The sequence below is a fragment of the Belliella buryatensis genome (assembly GCF_900188245.1).
GTDB classification, from domain to species: Bacteria; Bacteroidota; Bacteroidia; order Cytophagales; family Cyclobacteriaceae; genus Belliella; species Belliella buryatensis.
Map to the genome: position 1 here is coordinate 209,000 of NZ_FZOK01000006.1, position 16,519 is coordinate 225,518.

At 36.3% G+C, this 16,519-nt stretch carries 16 protein-coding genes and 2 tRNA genes; 15 read left to right on the plus strand and 3 right to left on the minus strand.

Annotated features, from left to right (window positions below; genetic code table 11):
- Window positions 1-110 precede the first annotated feature (110 nt).
- The 4 genes from thrS (at window position 111) to rplT (ending at window position 3,370) form a co-directional block, all read left to right on the plus strand.
- On the plus strand, window positions 111-2,060 hold the full coding sequence (thrS, locus tag CHB66_RS08175; RefSeq protein ID WP_089239828.1) for a threonine--tRNA ligase: 1,950 nt from the start codon (window positions 111-113) through the stop codon (window positions 2,058-2,060).
- A gap of 89 nt (window positions 2,061-2,149) precedes the next feature.
- Entirely contained in the window at window positions 2,150-2,701 is a 552-nt protein-coding gene (infC, locus tag CHB66_RS08180; protein ID WP_076502942.1) for a translation initiation factor IF-3, read from the plus strand.
- 22 nt (window positions 2,702-2,723) lie between these two features.
- Window positions 2,724-2,921 carry a 50S ribosomal protein L35 gene (rpmI, locus tag CHB66_RS08185; RefSeq protein WP_014773228.1) on the plus strand — a complete coding sequence of 66 codons (198 nt, stop codon included), beginning with the start codon at window positions 2,724-2,726 and terminating at the stop codon, window positions 2,919-2,921.
- Window positions 2,922-3,025: 104 nt separating this feature from the next.
- Window positions 3,026-3,370: a 50S ribosomal protein L20 gene (rplT, locus tag CHB66_RS08190; protein ID WP_089239830.1), complete on the plus strand. Its 345-nt coding sequence runs from the start codon at window positions 3,026-3,028 to the stop codon at window positions 3,368-3,370.
- A gap of 169 nt (window positions 3,371-3,539) precedes the next feature.
- Here the strand turns inward: rplT and CHB66_RS08195 are convergent, their stop codons facing one another.
- Together CHB66_RS08195 and CHB66_RS08200 are read right to left on the minus strand one after the other, a co-directional pair.
- Window positions 3,540-3,707 carry a GIY-YIG nuclease family protein gene (locus tag CHB66_RS08195; RefSeq protein ID WP_089239832.1) on the minus strand — a complete coding sequence of 56 codons (168 nt, stop codon included), beginning with the start codon at window positions 3,705-3,707 and terminating at the stop codon, window positions 3,540-3,542.
- Between the two features lie 47 nt (window positions 3,708-3,754).
- A tRNA-Met gene (locus CHB66_RS08200) sits at window positions 3,755-3,828 on the minus strand.
- Between the two features lie 227 nt (window positions 3,829-4,055).
- Here CHB66_RS08200 and CHB66_RS08205 point away from each other — a divergent pair.
- The 8 genes from CHB66_RS08205 (at window position 4,056) to bshB1 (ending at window position 12,891) form a co-directional block, all read left to right on the plus strand.
- Window positions 4,056-4,451 (plus strand): START-like domain-containing protein, encoded by a 396-nt coding sequence (locus tag CHB66_RS08205; protein WP_089239834.1) that lies wholly within the window; start codon window positions 4,056-4,058, stop codon window positions 4,449-4,451.
- A gap of 81 nt (window positions 4,452-4,532) precedes the next feature.
- Window positions 4,533-6,398, plus strand: a complete 1,866-nt coding sequence (locus CHB66_RS08210; protein WP_089239836.1) for an LptF/LptG family permease — start codon at window positions 4,533-4,535, stop codon at window positions 6,396-6,398.
- Between the two features lie 46 nt (window positions 6,399-6,444).
- The gene (gene rpsO / locus CHB66_RS08215; RefSeq protein WP_076502947.1) at window positions 6,445-6,720 is read left to right on the plus strand and encodes a 30S ribosomal protein S15; all 276 of its coding nucleotides are present in this window, start codon (window positions 6,445-6,447) and stop codon (window positions 6,718-6,720) included.
- A 106-nt stretch (window positions 6,721-6,826) separates the two neighbouring features.
- Entirely contained in the window at window positions 6,827-8,962 is a 2,136-nt protein-coding gene (gene pnp, locus CHB66_RS08220) for a polyribonucleotide nucleotidyltransferase (RefSeq protein WP_089239838.1), read from the plus strand.
- Between the two features lie 98 nt (window positions 8,963-9,060).
- Window positions 9,061-9,924: a sigma-70 family RNA polymerase sigma factor gene (locus tag CHB66_RS08225; protein WP_014773234.1), complete on the plus strand. Its 864-nt coding sequence runs from the start codon at window positions 9,061-9,063 to the stop codon at window positions 9,922-9,924.
- Window positions 9,925-10,129: 205 nt separating this feature from the next.
- Window positions 10,130-11,068 carry a thioredoxin-disulfide reductase gene (gene trxB, locus CHB66_RS08230; RefSeq protein WP_089239840.1) on the plus strand — a complete coding sequence of 313 codons (939 nt, stop codon included), beginning with the start codon at window positions 10,130-10,132 and terminating at the stop codon, window positions 11,066-11,068.
- Window positions 11,069-11,083: 15 nt separating this feature from the next.
- A complete protein-coding gene (locus tag CHB66_RS08235; RefSeq protein ID WP_089239842.1) occupies window positions 11,084-12,118 on the plus strand; it encodes a M23 family metallopeptidase in 1,035 nt (344 codons plus the stop codon).
- 56 nt (window positions 12,119-12,174) lie between these two features.
- The gene (bshB1, locus tag CHB66_RS08240; protein ID WP_089239844.1) at window positions 12,175-12,891 is read left to right on the plus strand and encodes a bacillithiol biosynthesis deacetylase BshB1; all 717 of its coding nucleotides are present in this window, start codon (window positions 12,175-12,177) and stop codon (window positions 12,889-12,891) included.
- Window positions 12,892-12,912: 21 nt separating this feature from the next.
- Here the strand turns inward: bshB1 and pdxH are convergent, their stop codons facing one another.
- Window positions 12,913-13,548, minus strand: coding sequence for a pyridoxamine 5'-phosphate oxidase (gene pdxH, locus CHB66_RS08245; RefSeq protein ID WP_089239846.1), 636 nt, complete (start codon window positions 13,546-13,548; stop codon window positions 12,913-12,915).
- Between the two features lie 139 nt (window positions 13,549-13,687).
- Here pdxH and CHB66_RS08250 point away from each other — a divergent pair, with 139 nt between their 5' ends.
- From CHB66_RS08250 to CHB66_RS08260, 3 genes are all read left to right on the plus strand, one after another.
- Window positions 13,688-14,257: a YqgE/AlgH family protein gene (locus CHB66_RS08250; RefSeq protein WP_089239870.1), complete on the plus strand. Its 570-nt coding sequence runs from the start codon at window positions 13,688-13,690 to the stop codon at window positions 14,255-14,257.
- A 50-nt stretch (window positions 14,258-14,307) separates the two neighbouring features.
- The gene (locus CHB66_RS08255) at window positions 14,308-16,158 is read left to right on the plus strand and encodes a DUF349 domain-containing protein (RefSeq protein WP_089239848.1); all 1,851 of its coding nucleotides are present in this window, start codon (window positions 14,308-14,310) and stop codon (window positions 16,156-16,158) included.
- 125 nt (window positions 16,159-16,283) lie between these two features.
- Window positions 16,284-16,356 (plus strand) — tRNA-Thr (locus CHB66_RS08260).
- The last annotated feature ends 163 nt before the right edge of the window (window positions 16,357-16,519 follow it).

Consider the following 16,519-nt stretch of genomic DNA (forward strand, 5'->3'; position numbering starts at 1 on the left):
GAATCAATTGACCTCAACCTTTATAAAGCGCTTATGAATTTGCATATTTGCAGGCTATAAAGCATCTGTTTGTATAGGTGCGATGTTTCATCAATTGATTTTAAAACTAAATGTCAGATCAACAAATCAACATTACCCTGCCGGATGGATCGGTGAGGTCTTATGAAAAAGGAGTTTCCGGGCTACAGATTGCACTTAGTATCAGCGAGGGTTTAGCTAGGAATGTTCTTGCAGCAAAAGTAAATGGAGAAGTTTGGGATGCTACCAGACCGATTCATACCGATGCTACTGTACAATTATTGACTTGGAATGACAAGGACGGGAAGTCTACTTTTTGGCATTCTTCGGCGCACTTGATGGCAGAAGCTTTGGAAGCACTTTATCCAGGTGTGAAGCTAGGAATCGGACCTTCTATCGAAACAGGTTTCTACTACGATGTGGATTTTGGCGATAGAGAGTTTGATGGTGCAGAGTTGGAAAAAATTGAAGCCAAGATGGCTGAGTTAGCCAAACAGAAAAGTGAATACATCAGAAAAGACATTTCTAAAGCAGAAGCAGTAGCATATTTCACAGAAAAAGGAGACGAATACAAGCTAGACTTGCTTTCTGGCCTTGATGATGGTACCATTACTTTCTACGAGCAAGGGAATTTCGTAGATCTTTGTCGTGGTCCACATATTCCGAATACAGGCTTTATCAAGGCTGTTAAGCTACTCAATATTGCAGGAGCATATTGGAGAGGTGACGAGAAGAATAAGATGCTCACCAGGATTTATGGTGTAACTTTCCCTAAAGCCAAAGAATTGACTGAATACCTTCACATGCTGGAAGAGGCAAAAAGAAGAGATCACAGGAAATTGGGTAGAGAGCTTGAGCTGTTTACTTTTTCAGAGAAAGTTGGAATGGGACTTCCTCTTTGGTTGCCAAAGGGTACACTATTGAGAGAGCGCTTGGTGAATTTCATGAAGCGGGCCCAGGATAAATCAGGTTATCAGCAGGTAGTTACGCCGCATATTGGTCACAAAGCTTTATACGAAACTTCTGGCCATTATGAAAAATACGGGAAGGATTCATTTCAGCCCATTGCTACACCTAATGAAGGGGAGGAGTTTTTGCTAAAACCAATGAACTGTCCTCACCACTGTGAAATATACAAGCATAAGCCAAGGTCGTACAAAGACCTTCCGATTAGGTATGCAGAATTTGGGACAGTCTATAGATATGAACAAAGTGGAGAGCTTCATGGCTTGACAAGAGTAAGAGGCTTTACTCAGGATGATGCCCATATTTTCTGCCGTCCTGAACAAGTCAAAGAGGAATTTATCAAAGTAATAGATTTAGTGCTTTATGTATTCAGGGCACTAGGCTTTGAAGATTATACAGCTCAGATATCATTGCGTGATCCAGCAAAAGCAGAGAAGTACATAGGATCAGATGAAGCTTGGAATAAAGCAGAGGCTGCTATTATTGAAGCTGCTGCCGAGAAAGGGCTAGATACAGTTACCGAATTGGGTGAGGCAGCATTCTATGGTCCAAAATTGGACTTCATGGTAAAGGATGCTTTGGGAAGAAAGTGGCAACTAGGAACCATTCAAGTCGATTATCAATTACCAGATAGATTTGAACTAGAATACATAGGTTCTGATAATCAAAAGCACAGACCAGTAATGATTCATAGAGCACCATTTGGTTCTTTAGAAAGATTTGTAGCTGTTTTGATTGAGCATTGTGCGGGTAACTTCCCACTTTGGTTATCACCAGAACAAATGACCATTTTGCCTATTTCAGAGAAATTTACGGAATATGCTGAACAGGTGAAGAGTTTGCTAGAAGATCATGATATCATGGGAGCAATTGATAATCGAGATGAAAAAATCGGAAGAAAAATCCGTGATGCCGAGGTGAAAAAGATTCCATTTATGCTGATTGTAGGAGAAAAGGAAATGGCAGATGGTAAGCTTTCTGTTAGGAAGCACGGCGAGGGAGATTTGGGAAGCTTCACACCAGAGGACTTTGCTGCTTATTTCAAAGGAATCATTACAGAATCTTTAGCACAATAATTTAGGTAAAAAAGATTGGTATTTTTTATAATCCCAATTTTATTCCGATATTTGCAGGCAATTTCATTAACAAACCATAAATAAATATTTTGAGAGGAAGAACACCGTTTAGACAAAGACAAGAAGAACCTTATAAAGTCAATGAAAAAATAAGGGCGCGAGAGGTAAGAGTTGTAGGTGACTTTGTGGAAGGAGGCAATGCAGTATTGCAAACTTCAGAAGCCATCAAACTAGCTCAAGCAAATGAACTTGATCTTGTAGAGATTTCCCCATCTGCTGACCCACCTGTTTGTAAGATCATCGATTATGCGAAGTTCAAATACGAGCAGAAAAAAAAGCAAAAAGAAATCAAAGCCAATGCTGCAAAGACCGTTTTAAAGGAAATCAGATTTGGCCCTAATACGGATGATCACGATTTCAACTTCAAGTTGAAGCATGCAATCAATTTTCTTAAAGAAGGAGCAAAGGTAAAGGCGTATGTACATTTTGTAGGCCGTACAATTGTATTCAAAGAAAGAGGAGAGATGTTGCTATTGAAGTTTGCTCAGGCACTCGAAGAATATGGTGCAGTAGAACAAATGCCTAAAATGGAAGGTAAAAGGATGTTTTTATTCCTAGCACCTAAAGCAACTAAGAAATAATTTTCAACAAACAAATACAGTTATGCCAAAAGTAAAAACCAAATCAAGTGCAAAAAAGAGGTTCAAGCTTTCTGGAACCGGTAAGATCAGAAGAAAGCACGCTTACAAAAGCCACATCTTGACTAAGAAAGATACCAAAAGAAAGAGAAATCTGACTAAAATGGGTATGGTTCATGAGTCAGATGAAGGAAGAGTAAAAGCAATGTTGAGAATCGGTTAATTCAGATATCAACGAAATCAATTAAGGTTAATTATTCACCAGACGCTTAGGTTCACAAGAGTAAGACGAAAGAATTACCACCTAGAGTCAAAAAATTTATTACTATGCCTAGATCAGTAAACGCGGTAGCGTCAAGAGCAAGAAGAAAAAAAGTGTTAAAAGCAACCAAAGGTTACTTTGGAAGAGGTAAAAACGTTTGGACTGTTGCTAAAAACAAGTATGAAAAAGGTTTACAATACGCCTACAGAGACAGAAAAGCAAAGAAAAGAGAATTCAGAGCTTTATGGATTCAGCGTATCAATGCCGGTGCCAGAATACATGGCTTATCATATTCACAATTAATGGGAGCATTGAAGAAAGCAGAAATCGAATTGAACAGAAAAGTTCTTGCTGATTTAGCTATGAATCACCCAGAGGCATTCAAAGCTGTAGTTGAAAAAGTAAAATAAGATCGCACTATCTTATTTTAAATTGAGCCCCGTATTTCGGGGCTTTTTTTATATCTATTTTTGATTCTCATCATACTCCAAATCCGAAATTTTAGTATATTACAAAAGAACAAGGAAACCTTTCACCTTACCTTGATTTAAAGTCCATTTATCGGCAGTGCTAGAGAGTTTATCCTTGGATAAATTCAACATGGATACAGAACCAAGGTCTGTACTTAATGGTAAATCCTTTTGTTGATTTGTAGTTATGGGATTGAAATCTAGTGATTAGGTCAGAAGTCATTCCAGTATATGAGTTTTGATATTTGAAAGAATATAAGAGGTAAACACAAAACATAGATTAAAAATAAGTTAAAATAAAAAAAGCCCCAAAAGAGGGGCTTGTAGCGAGGACGGGAGTTGAACCCGTGACCTCAGGGTTATGAATCCTGCGCTCTAACCAACTGAGCTACCTCGCCAGGTATTTAATGTTAATATTTCAATATATTTAGAGAGTCGAACTTGCCTGATGGCAAGCAGGCCTGTGTCCGCCGCGGCGGAAATGAATCCTGCGCTCTAACCTCCCGATAGCTATAGGGAAGAGCTACCTCTCCAAATCGGAATGCAAATATGCTTGGTTGGGTTGTTAAATGCAAATGTAAAAAGATAAAAAATGTGATTTTTTATTCATTAAAACGCTAAAATTATGGTAAAGAACAAGTTTGTTGCTGACTATCAAATAAATACTTCAAGGAAAATTTTATTCCCTTATTTGAGTTCAGCTAGTGGATTGTCAGAATGGTTTGCCGATGATGTAAGAATCACAGAAGATAAGGTATATGTCTTCAATTATGACGGAGAAGATCATTATGCAAGATTAGTTGCTCAAAGGCTTAACACACATGTAAAGTTTGATTTCTTTGATCCCAATAATCTGGAAGAATCTGATCATTCTTACATTGAGTTTAAACTAGAAGAAAATGAGTTAACTCAGACATTATTTCTCAAAGTTATAGATTACTCTGATTCTTATGATGATGATGAATTGGAGTCGATTTGGGAAAGTCTCATTTCGAATCTAAAAGAAATAATAGGGGGGTAATATCCATTTGATTTCCTATTTTTGAGATCTTGAAAGACTGCTATTCGTTGATAGTATGACTTGAATAGGTTTGTGCGCTTCATGAAGAAACTGGATAAATTGATTTTAGGGTCTTTTATTGGACCCTTTTTATTGACTTTTATTGTCGTGGATTTCATCCTTTTGACAGTAAATATGCTTAAATATTTTGATGAGATCTTTGGAAAAGGTCTCAGTTTCATGGTATACATGGAGTTGATCAGTTATTTTTTGATCAGTATTTCCCCGATGGCATTACCATTAGCGGTTCTTTTATCTTCGTTGATGACTTTTGGGAATTTAGGAGAACATTTTGAGCTCACAGCCATCAAGAGTAGTGGGATTTCACTGCTTAGAGCTTTAAGACCTATTGGTATTTTTGTTTTTTTGCTTTCAATCTTGGCATTTTTATCTAATAACTATTTAGTGCCTAAGGTAAATCTAAAAACCTTCAGTTTGCTCTATGATATCAGAATGAAATCACCCGCTTTAGATATCAAAGAAGGTGTATTTTATAGCGGTATTCCTAATTACAGCATCAAAGTCAATCAAAAAATAGATGACATTAGACTAAGGGATTTGATCATATATGATCATAGTGAAGGGCAAGGGAATGTCAATGTGATTCTGGCAGATTCTGGCAGAATGGAACCGTTTTTTAATGATTCATACATGAGCATGACTTTATATAATGGAATAAGCTATAAGGAGTCAAGAGATAAAAGAGCTTCATTTAATAAGCCAACAGATTTTACGAGAACAAAATTTTCTGAAAACCAGATTATCTTCAACTTGGAGTCCTTTCAGATGAATAGAACTTCGGAAGATCAGTGGTCAAATAACCGATCTATTAAAAATATATCTCAATTGAAGGTTGGATTAGATTCTATGTCAAGTGAGATCAATAGAATGGTTTATACCAATTTTGCTTCCACCGAATCGTCCTATCCTTTTTATGCTAGAAACAGGAAATTTGAAATTCCAGCTGATATAATAAAAAAGAAACAGTATGATGATTCAATAAGAGTAGAAAAAAATAAACTTTTATCTCAAAGAGATTCAATAAAGAGAGCCAATATTGAAGTGTCATCAGGAATTTCTGATGGATCTACATTCGTATTTGATTCGATCATGATAGATAGCGCATCATTGATTCCATTGACAGATCTGCCCCTAGAGGTTGATACTGTAGAGGATGTACCAGATAAAGCAAATACTGAGCCTTCAGAAGTCGTTTCAGAGAAGAAATTAGCGACTAGAGATTGGTCCAAAGAGAAAGACTTGCAACTTGGTACCACTGACGCGCTCACACCAGAACTTGATACAGCCAATAGTAAGAGTGCTTTAGTTACTGCTGCACAAGCTAAGAAAATAATTAAACCAACTGAATTTACAGAGGCACAGAAAGCTAGAATGGACTCCATTATTGAAAAGGGTAATTATACCTCTAGGTCAGCTACAGTAGGTTTAAATAATGCTCGAACCTTAAAAAATGCCTTCAATAGAAAAGTATTTGAAATTAATGATATCGAAAGGGAGTACCGAAGGTTTCAGATAGCAATGTACCAAAAATATACTACAGCCTTTGCTTGTTTTTTGATGTTTATGATAGGAGCACCACTAGGTGCAATTATCAAAAAAGGAGGTCTGGGTATGCCAGTTTTAGTTTCAATTATTTTCTTTATCATATATTATATGCTTACCATCACTGGGGAGAAGTGGGGAAAAGAAGGTATGGCCAATCCACTTTTTGGGACATGGTTTTCCATTTTGGTATTACTACCAGCTGGTTTTTTCTTTTTAAGACAGGCTAGGAGGGATGCAAGATTATTTGAACCCGATATTTATATTGATGCTTTCAAAAAGGTTAATAAATGGCTTCAAACAAAATTTACTAAAAAAAGTAAGCCTCTTTTAAATTCCAAATAAAGGAATTATCTTTGTGGCTGTTTAAACATAAAAAATTTAACTAATCATGTATTTAACTTCAGAGAAAAAAGTAGAGTTGTTTAAAAATCATGGTAGGTTAAAGTCTGATACTGATACAGGTTCTCCTGAGTCTCAGATTGCTTTATTCACATACAGAATCAAGCATTTAACTGACCATTTGAAATCAAACAAAAAGGATCACTCTTCCAGATTGGGTCTTTTGAAACTAGTAGGTAAAAGAAGAAGTTTGCTAAACTATCTTTACAAAAATGATATCGAAAGATACAGAGCTGTACTTGCCGATCTAGGATTACGTAAATAATAATTACTGTAAGGTTCTCATATAGAGAACCTTACTTTTTTTGCTTTCCCCCAGATATTAAACCTTACTTTTAAAACTATTACACATTTATTCTTAACAAAATCGTATGTTACCTAACATAATTTCTAAAACTATCACCCTAGAGGACGGTAGAGAAATCATTATTGAAACAGGTGCCCTTGCTAAGCAAGCTGATGGAGCTGTTGTTGTCCGTATGGGCAAAGCAATGCTTTTGGCGACCGTAGTTTCTAAAAAAGAAGCTGGAGAAGGCGTAGACTTTCTTCCGATGTCAGTTGATTATCAAGAAAAGTTTGCCGCATCAGGAAAGATTCCAGGCGGATTCTTGAAAAGAGAAGGAAGGTTGTCAGATTATGAAATCCTTATTAGTAGAATAGTAGATAGAGCTATTAGACCAATTTTTCCTGATGATTATCATGCTGATACTCAGATAGCGATCACATTGATGTCTGCCGATGCAGATGTACTACCTGATTGTTTGGCAGGACTTGCAGCATCTGCAGCCTTGGCTGTCTCAGATATTCCATTCAATGGACCTATTTCAGAAGTTCGAGTAGCAAAAATCGATGGACAGTTGGTTATCAATCCAACTCCAACGCAATTAGAAAAAGCATCTTTGGAATTCATCGTTGCTGGTTCTGAAGAATATATTTTGATGGTAGAAGGTGAAGCCGATGAGATTTCTGAAGATGAAATGGTGGAAGCGATGCAACTTGCCCATGAAGAAATCAAGAGGCATTGTCAGGTTCAGAAAGAATTAACAAAGGCTGTTGGTAAAGAAGTAAAACGTGAGTACAATCACGAAAAATCTGATTCAGCACTCTATGAAAAAATGCATGCAGAACTCTATCAGAAATGCTATGATGTAGTAAGCAAGCAAATTGCAAATAAATCAGAGAGATCTGATCTAATCAAGGCAATCAAGGAGGGTTTTATTGAGTCATTGGGTGAGGAGCATGAATTTGAAGCAAGCCTAATAGGTCCTTATTTTTCAAAAATCCATAAGGAAGCAGCTAGAAATCTCACTTTAGACGAAAAGAAAAGACTCGATGGTAGAAAATTAGACGAGGTAAGACCAATTTGGTCAGTCGTTGATTACCTGCCATCAGCACATGGTTCTGCCGTATTCACAAGAGGTGAGACACAATCTGTGACTACTTGCACACTTGGGACTAAAATGGACGAGCAGATGATAGATGGTGCCATGATCTCAGGGTACAATAAGTTTTTCCTTCATTACAACTTCCCTGGATTTTCCACTGGTGAGGTAAAACCAAATAGAGGACCAGGCAGAAGAGAGGTTGGTCATGGTAATCTAGCCATGAGAGCTTTGAAAAAAGTACTTCCTAAAGATGACGAGAATCCTTATACTATCCGAATTGTTTCTGATATCTTAGAATCAAATGGATCATCATCGATGGCCACCGTTTGTGCAGGGTCACTTGCATTGATGGATGCGGGTATTCAAATCAAAGCTCCAGTTACAGGTATTGCAATGGGAATGATCTCAGATGCAAAGACTGGCAAATATTCCATTCTTTCAGATATATTAGGTGATGAGGATCATCTTGGAGATATGGATTTCAAGGTAACTGGCACTGAAAAAGGAATCACTGCTTGTCAAATGGATTTGAAGGTTGAAGGTTTAGATTACAATGTATTGAAAGAGGCACTGTATCAAGCTAAAGAAGGAAGATTACATATCTTGAGAGAAATAACTAAAACACTTTCTGCTCCTAAGCCTGAATTGAAGCCACATACACCAAGGTCATTTATCATGACAATTCCTAAAGAATTGATAGGTGCAGTAATCGGTCCTGGTGGAAAAGTAATTCAAGAGATTCAGAAAGATACAGGAGCTACAATCGTGATTGAAGAGAAAGACAATGCTGGTAAAATCAACATATTCTCTAATGATCAAGATTCAATGAATGCTGCAATTTCTAGAATCAAAGGAATTGTTGCTCAACCAGAGATAGGTGAGACTTATACAGGTAAAGTTAAAAATATTATGCCTTTCGGAGCGTTTGTTGAATTTATGCCAGGCAAAGATGGCCTTCTACATATCTCCGAAATCAAATGGGAGAGATTAGAAAATATGGAGGGTGTACTTGAACCAGGAGAAGAAATTCAAGTTAAATTGATTGATGTAGATAAAAAAACAGGTAAGTTTAAGTTATCTAGAAAGGTATTATTGCCAAAGCCAGAAAAAACAGATAATTAAGTTTGATGTTTAATTAATCATTTTGATTATTTTGAACCTTAATACTCAAATATTCTGTTTATATCAGAGTCCTAATTGTAACAAAACATTATTCTTGAATGAGGCAGCTAAAAATTAGCAAACAGATAACCAACAGAGAAAGTCAGTCCTTAGATAAATATTTACAGGAAATCGGCAAAGTAGATTTACTTACCGCAGACGAGGAGGTGGTTTTAGCAAAGAGAATCCGTGAAGGCGATCAGCTTGCATTGGAGAAATTGACCAAAGCCAACCTTCGATTTGTAGTTTCTGTAGCCAAGCAATATCAAAATCAGGGTTTATCCTTAGGTGATTTGATTAACGAAGGAAACTTAGGTTTGATCAAGGCAGCTCAAAGGTTTGATGAAACCCGAGGTTTTAAATTTATATCTTACGCTGTTTGGTGGATCAGACAGTCAATCCTTCAGGCACTTGCTGAACAGTCTAGAATTGTAAGACTCCCGCTCAATAGAGTTGGTTCTTTGAACAAAATCAGTAAAACATTCTCAGAGCTTGAGCAGAAATTTGAAAGAGAGCCTTCTCCAGAAGAGTTAGCTGAAGTTTTGGAAGTGACGGCAAGCGAGGTTGTGGATACTATGAAGATATCTGGTAGACACGTTTCAATGGATGCTCCGTTTGTTCAAGGAGAAGAAAACAGCCTTCTTGATGTTTTAGAAAATGACGGAGAAGAAAAGCCTGATGATGGTTTGATGAATGATTCCTTGAGAAAGGAAGTTCAAAGGGCATTATCTACCTTGACTCAAAGAGAAGCAGATGTCATTACTTTGTATTTTGGACTGAATGGAGAACATGCGATGACTCTTGAAGAAATCGGTGAGAAATTCAATTTAACAAGAGAAAGAGTAAGACAAATTAAAGAAAAGGCAATCAGGAGATTAAGACATACTTCTAGAAGTAAAACTTTAAAGCCGTATCTTGGTTAAGTTTAACTTTATTGATATAAAGTTAAATGTTAAAAGGGGAAGAGATTCCCCTTTTTTATTGTGTGATGGCCAAGTTACTTTATTTTGAAAGTTTAACATGACTTTAATCACTGACATTAATAAGTTTTTTATGGAATTTTAACAAGAATATACTTTGTTGTATATTTTAATTTAACAAAATTTGCCAACCCTAAAATCAAAATAAATGGCTCCAGAAATAGAAAAAGTAAAAGTGTTAATTATAGGCTCTGGTCCTGCAGGATATACTGCTGCAATTTACGCTGCAAGAGCTGGAATGAATCCTGTTCTATATACAGGAGGACAACCGGGTGGACAACTTACAATCACCACTGATGTTGAGAACTATCCTGGTTACCCAGATGGTATAATGGGACCTGAAATGATGGAGGATTTCAGAAAGCAAGCAGAAAGATTTGGTACAAAGGTTAGATATGGTCTGGTGACAAAAGTGGACTTCAATGTGCAGCCTCATCAAGTGATAGTAGACGATCAAGTAGAAATTCATGCTGACACAGTGATTATATCTACTGGAGCATCAGCCAAGTGGCTTGGAATAGAAAGTGAAGAAAGGTTGAATGGTAAGGGCGTCTCAGCTTGTGCAGTCTGTGATGGATTTTTCTTTAAAGGTCAAGATGTTGCTATTGTTGGGGCTGGGGATACAGCTTGTGAAGAGGCTTCTTATCTAGCAAATATTTGTAATAAAGTTTACATGATCGTAAGAAGGGATGAAATGAGAGCATCCCAAATCATGCAAAAAAGAGTAATGAATAACCCTAAAATTGAGATTCTCTGGAATACGGAAACAGAGGAAATATTAGGTGAAGAAGAGGTGATAGGGGCCAGAGTAAAAAATAATGTTACTAGGGAAGTAAGAGAGCTTAAAGTTTCGGGTTTCTTTGTAGCCATTGGTCATCAGCCTAATACGGATATTTTCAAGGAATTCATCAATATGGATGAATCTGGTTATATTAAAACTATTCCTGGCAGTACTAAAACAAATATAGAGGGAGTTTTCGCCTGTGGAGATGCCCAAGATCACATCTATAGACAAGCAGTGACCGCAGCAGGAACTGGCTGTATGGCGGCATTAGATGCTGAAAGGTATTTAGCATCCAAAGAATAGTCTTAATAGGTAAGAATGATTTATAGAAAATTATTATTGATTATTTTATTCTTGAGTGTAGGTTTTACAGAGACCTACGCTCAAGTTTTTCCAAAAATCATCAAAAAACCTACCGAACCTTCGAAGGTTGATTCAAACCCTCTTTTGCGAGATATTAGACTTTTTGATTCCCAAAGATTTTTGCAAGGATTGACAAGAGAAACTGATTCACTCTTTTTTAGAGACTACGTCAACATCAAAAAAAGACTAAGTATAGTATCTGAGGATACATTATCATTAATATGGGCTCCTACCAATCAACTCGTAAGAGTTTCCGAGCAAATTCAAATAGATAGTATTTGGGTGACAGCATATGAATACTTTTCTTCTTGGGATAGCCAAAAAATCAATATATATGATTTCAACCCTAAAGATTTTAAAGATACAGTATATGTGAAACTTTATGATCAATTTTTTGGGACTAATTGGGCTATGCCACTTGAAGAGACTAGAATTACGTCTGAGTTTGGATTTAGAAGGTATAGATGGCACCACGGTACGGATCTGAAGTTAAGAACAGGAGATCCTATATTCAGTACTTTTGATGGTATAGTAAGAATTAGATCCTATGATAGAAATGGCTATGGTTATTATGTTGTGGTAAGGCACAAAAATGGATTAGAGACACTTTATGGTCATATGTCAAAAATTCTAGTAGATGTAGGGCAAGAAGTAAAAGCAGGAGATGTTTTGGGTTTAGGTGGAAGTACGGGTAGAAGTACAGGGCCTCATTTGCATTATGAGGTTCGTTATCAAGGTTTATCGATTAATCCGACGCAGCTGTTTGACTTTAATTCCGGCAGGTTGAGATCTGATATATACATGATAACCGCCTCTAGTTTTGATCATGTAATTGAAGCTCAGAAGTCTGTTTATCATAGAGTTAGAAGTGGGGAAAACTTGAGTGTTATAGCAAGAAGGTATGGTGTTTCTGTTGCTCAACTAACACGGCTTAATAATATGACTACTAGAAGTGTTCTAAGAGTTGGACAAAATCTTAGAATAAGATAAACCTTTTTGTAGTTTTAAAGTGTTGTATCAAGGAAAAAATCACTCGAAAGCTTTACATGAAATTAGATATACTTGTTTTTGCAGCACATCCTGATGATGCTGAGTTGGCTTGTTCAGGTACAATTGCAGCTTCTGTTGCCCAAGGTAAAAAAGTTGGCATTGTAGACTTTACAAAAGGGGAGTTAGGTACAAGAGGTACTCCTGAACTTCGATTGCAAGAGGCAAATGAGGCAGCTCAGATTCTTCAACTTTCAGCAAGAGAGAATCTTGGCTTTGAAGATATTTTGTTTTTGGACGATTTTGCACATCAAATAGAAATTGTGAAAATGATCAGAAAATATCAGCCTGAAATAGTGCTAGCTAATGCAGTATCTGATAGACACCCTGATCATGGGAAAGGTGGTGAAGTTACATCAAAGGCTTGTTTCATGAGTGGGTTGAGGAAAATAGTGACTGAATTAGATGGAATACAGCAAGAGCCTTGGCGACCTAAATACGTTTATCATTATATCCAGAATAATTACATCCAACCAGATTTTGTGGTGGATATTTCTTCGTATTGGAATACGAAATTGGCTAGTATTAAAGCTTTCAAGTCTCAGTTTTTTGATCCAAATAGCAAAGAACCTCAAAGTTTTATTTCTTCAGAAAATTTTCTTGATTTCATAGAAGCAAGAGCACGAGAATATGGACACAGTATCAATGTGAAATATGGAGAAGGTTTTACAAAGGAAAGATCAATAGGAGTTCAAGACTTGTTTGATTTAAAGTAAAAAAAGCCCAAGAGGGCTTTTTTATGGGGCTATTCTGCTGATAGACCAATTTCCATTGTTGTCTAGCTGGTATAAAATACGATCGTGTAGCCGACTTGGTCTTCCTTGCCAAAATTCAGCTTCATGAATAATTATTCTATAGCCCCCCCAGTGAGGAGGCCTACTAATAGTTTCCGGTGTGAATTTTTCCTGTAGCATTTTTTCTTTTTTCGATAAAACCTCCCTATCAGGAATAGTTTGGCTTTGAGGAGAAACCCAAGCACCTACCTGTGATGAAAAGGGCCTAGAAAAGAAATATTTGTCTGATTCTTTTTGGCTCACTTTTTTAACTTTCCCTAGAAACCTGACTTGCCTTTCAAGTTCCGCCCAAAAAAAAGTGACTGCTACATTTGGGTTATTTTTCAACTCTTCACCTTTTGTGCTGTTATAATTGGTGTAAAAAACCAATCCATCTTCAATCCCCTTGAGTAATACAATACGAGAGTTTGGAGTGTTATCATTTTGTATAGTTGCTAAGTTCATGGCATTAACTTCCAATACCTTAGCATTAACAGCTTCATCAAACCAATTTTTAAATTGCTTCAGTGGCTCGTTTTCTACATCCTTTATATCAAGTGATTTTAAGGCATATTCAATTCTTATATCAGAAATTTTCATTTGTTTAAGTATCTAATTTATAAACCTGCGGTTTAAGTAAATGTTAATATTGATAAATATCTTCTTTTAAAATTACTATTCTTATTGCATTTAAAAAATTTAGATTTATATTCAAATTCATCAAATGAAATCAATTTTTATGGAAGAAAATTCTAAAAAACAGGCGAAATCAGGAGATCTATTGATATCTGAACCTTTTTTGCAAGACGAAAATTTTGTAAGATCTGTAGTATTATTATGTGAAAATAATTCAAATGGTGCTTTTGGATTGGTTTTAAATAAATTGTCTATTCTAAAGCTTGGAGAGCTGATTGAGGAGTTAAGCTTCATGGAATGTGATGTCTATGTTGGTGGGCCTGTTGAGCAAAATACTCTGCATTATATTTATTATGGAGAACAAATGCTCGATGGAAGTATAAATTTAGGTAATGGTCTTTGGTGGGGGGGGGACTTCAAACAGCTAGAGGCCAAATTGATTAACCAAGAGGTAGATTTAGACAGCATCAGGTTTTTTATAGGTTATTCAGGTTGGTCTGAAGGTCAATTAGAAGGTGAAATTGAGGACAATACCTGGATTGTAAGTGCCTATGATAACTCAGAAAACTTACTCTTTGCCTCAGCAGATGAATTATGGAAATTAATATTGAAAAATATGGGGGGAGAATATCAGTTTATGGCAAATTATCCTATTGACCCAAGATTAAATTGAACAAAATCCTTACTTTTGTTCTAACTGTTTTTGATAAGCATTGATTAATTATGAGCACAGACAAAGAAATGTCCGAAGAGGACAAGGTGACCCAAGCAACTGATATTCAAGAAGTGCAGGGTAATGTTGAAAATCTCGAAGTAGAATCTGAAAAAGAGGAGGAGACCAGTCATGAAGAACATGATTTGGATGAAGAGGTAGATTATTCGGGATTCACTAAGAAACAATTGTTAGATGAGTTAAAGTCAGTAGTGGCTACTGGGAATTTTATAAAAGCAGATGCTAAGATAAATGACCTGAAAACACATTATGATGAATTTTTTAATAAGGAAAAGGAGGAAGCTTTAAAAGAGTTTCTGGCTTCTGGAGGAGCAGAAGGTGATTTTGAGTTCAGAAGATCTGATACAGATAATGTCTTTTATGCATTAGCACATGAATTCAAAGCAAAAAGAGCTGAGTTTTTCAAAAACCAAGAAAAGCAGAAAGAAGGAAATCTTAATGCAAAGAACGCGATTTTGGATCGTCTGAGAGATTTGGTGGATGGTGAAGAGACTACTTTAAGTATCAATGCCATCAAAGCTATTCAAGAAGAATGGAAGAAAATAGGACAAGTTCCTGCATCCCAAAATAAAAGCCTTTGGGCTTCCTATAATGCTCTAATGGATAGATTCTATGATAATAGGAGTATATACTTTGAATTAAAGGAGCTTGACAGAAAGAAGAATTTAGAGCATAAATTAGAATTATGTGAAAAAGCAGAAGCGCTTGTCAAACATGAAGATTTAGGTGAAGCAATCAAGGCTTTGAATGACCTTCATGAAGAATTCAAGCACATAGGCCCTGTGCCAAGAGAAGAACAAGAAGCACTTTGGACTCGCTTTAAAACAGCTTCTGATGCTGTTTATGATAGGAGAAAAGAATTCTTTGAAAGTCAAAAGGAGGTATATAATAAGAACTACGAACTCAAAAAAGAACTTATTGCCAAATTAGAAGCTTATACGGATTTTTCTGCTTCTAAAATTAAAGAATGGAATGCAAAAACCAAGGAGGTTTTGGCTATTCAGAAAGAATGGGAAGCTATTGGCCCCGTTCCAAGAGAGCTTGGAAAAGATATTAATAAAATATTCTGGAGTGCTTTCAAGCTGTTTTTTCACAATAAGAATTTATTTTTTAAAGAATTAGATGAAATCAGAGCTGCAAATAAGGTAAAAGCTGAAGCATTGATAGAGCAAGCTGAAGCGCTTGTAGAAAGTACAGATTGGCAAGACACTGCTAATAAGCTCATTTCATTGCAGCAGGAGTGGAGAAAACTTGGTCCAACTCCAGAGAAATTCAGAGATGAATTGTATACTAGGTTTAAGAAAGCTTGTGATGATTTCTTTGATAATAGAAGAGCAGCCAACAAAGCTGTGAATAAGGAATTCGAAGACAATCTATTAGCTAAGAACGCTTTATGTGACGCAATTAAAGCTGAAGCAGATTCTGATTCAAAATCTGAAGACTCCCTTGAAGCTAAGATTCATGAGTTTAACGCCATAGGCTTCGTTCCAAGGAAAAATATGAAAGAAGTTTTAGCACGATTTAACGAAGCAGTGGATTATTACGTGCAGCAACTTGGTATAGAGGGAGGAAATAAGGATGAATTCTTGTTCAGGCTAAATCTGAATAAACTTCAATCTGATCCAAATGCTAACCGTGCCCTCAATAAAAAAGAACACGGAATCAGAAAACAGATTTCTGATCTGGAAAATAATATCACATTGTGGAAAAATAACCTCGAGTTTTTCGCCTCATCAAGAACTGCTGATAAGTTGAAAGATCAGTTTGATGATAAGATCAAGAAAGCTGAAGCAGAAATTGATAAACTTAAGAAAAAACTTTCGATAATCAGAGAATTTTAATGTACTCATAAATAGGGAGATAGTTTTATCTCCCTATTTTTTTTCAAAATACATTTTGGAGGTAAAATCTAAGCTTCTATATTTGCAGAGTCTTAAGGGAGTTAAGCTCTCAGACAGATAAAAAAGCCTCTTTAGCTCAGCTGGTAGAGCAACTGACTTGTAATCAGTAGGTCGCTGGTTCGATCCCGGCAAGGGGCTCAAAAGGGTAGCAAAAGCTACCCTTTTTTATTTTGACCAAAATTTTTCGAGGATGAAGCAGTTTTATGGGATCAGTCCTAAAAGTTGGGGAATTGGGTTCAATCGATTTTCTTTGTTAAAAAAAAGAATTGGAAGAAAAGGATTACCTCAGTTTGCTTTTGCC

Excerpts from the sequence above, each read along its gene's own strand:
- CHB66_RS08195 (WP_089239832.1), bottom strand. The coding sequence starts at position 3,707 with ATGTTTTGTGTTTACCTCTTATATTCTTTCAAATATCAAAACTCATAT.
- CHB66_RS08205 (WP_089239834.1), top strand. The coding sequence starts at position 4,056 with ATGGTAAAGAACAAGTTTGTTGCTGACTATCAAATAAATACTTCAAGG.
- bshB1 (WP_089239844.1), top strand. The coding sequence starts at position 12,175 with ATGAAATTAGATATACTTGTTTTTGCAGCACATCCTGATGATGCTGAG.
- pnp (WP_089239838.1), top strand. The coding sequence starts at position 6,827 with ATGTTACCTAACATAATTTCTAAAACTATCACCCTAGAGGACGGTAGA.
- CHB66_RS08250 (WP_089239870.1), top strand. The coding sequence starts at position 13,688 with ATGGAAGAAAATTCTAAAAAACAGGCGAAATCAGGAGATCTATTGATA.
- CHB66_RS08210 (WP_089239836.1), top strand. The coding sequence starts at position 4,533 with ATGAAGAAACTGGATAAATTGATTTTAGGGTCTTTTATTGGACCCTTT.
- CHB66_RS08225 (WP_014773234.1), top strand. The coding sequence starts at position 9,061 with ATGAGGCAGCTAAAAATTAGCAAACAGATAACCAACAGAGAAAGTCAG.
- trxB (WP_089239840.1), top strand. The coding sequence starts at position 10,130 with ATGGCTCCAGAAATAGAAAAAGTAAAAGTGTTAATTATAGGCTCTGGT.
- thrS (WP_089239828.1), top strand. The coding sequence starts at position 111 with ATGTCAGATCAACAAATCAACATTACCCTGCCGGATGGATCGGTGAGG.
- rplT (WP_089239830.1), top strand. The coding sequence starts at position 3,026 with ATGCCTAGATCAGTAAACGCGGTAGCGTCAAGAGCAAGAAGAAAAAAA.
- rpsO (WP_076502947.1), top strand. The coding sequence starts at position 6,445 with ATGTATTTAACTTCAGAGAAAAAAGTAGAGTTGTTTAAAAATCATGGT.
- pdxH (WP_089239846.1), bottom strand. The coding sequence starts at position 13,548 with ATGAAAATTTCTGATATAAGAATTGAATATGCCTTAAAATCACTTGAT.
- CHB66_RS08255 (WP_089239848.1), top strand. The coding sequence starts at position 14,308 with ATGAGCACAGACAAAGAAATGTCCGAAGAGGACAAGGTGACCCAAGCA.
- CHB66_RS08235 (WP_089239842.1), top strand. The coding sequence starts at position 11,084 with ATGATTTATAGAAAATTATTATTGATTATTTTATTCTTGAGTGTAGGT.
- rpmI (WP_014773228.1), top strand. The coding sequence starts at position 2,724 with ATGCCAAAAGTAAAAACCAAATCAAGTGCAAAAAAGAGGTTCAAGCTT.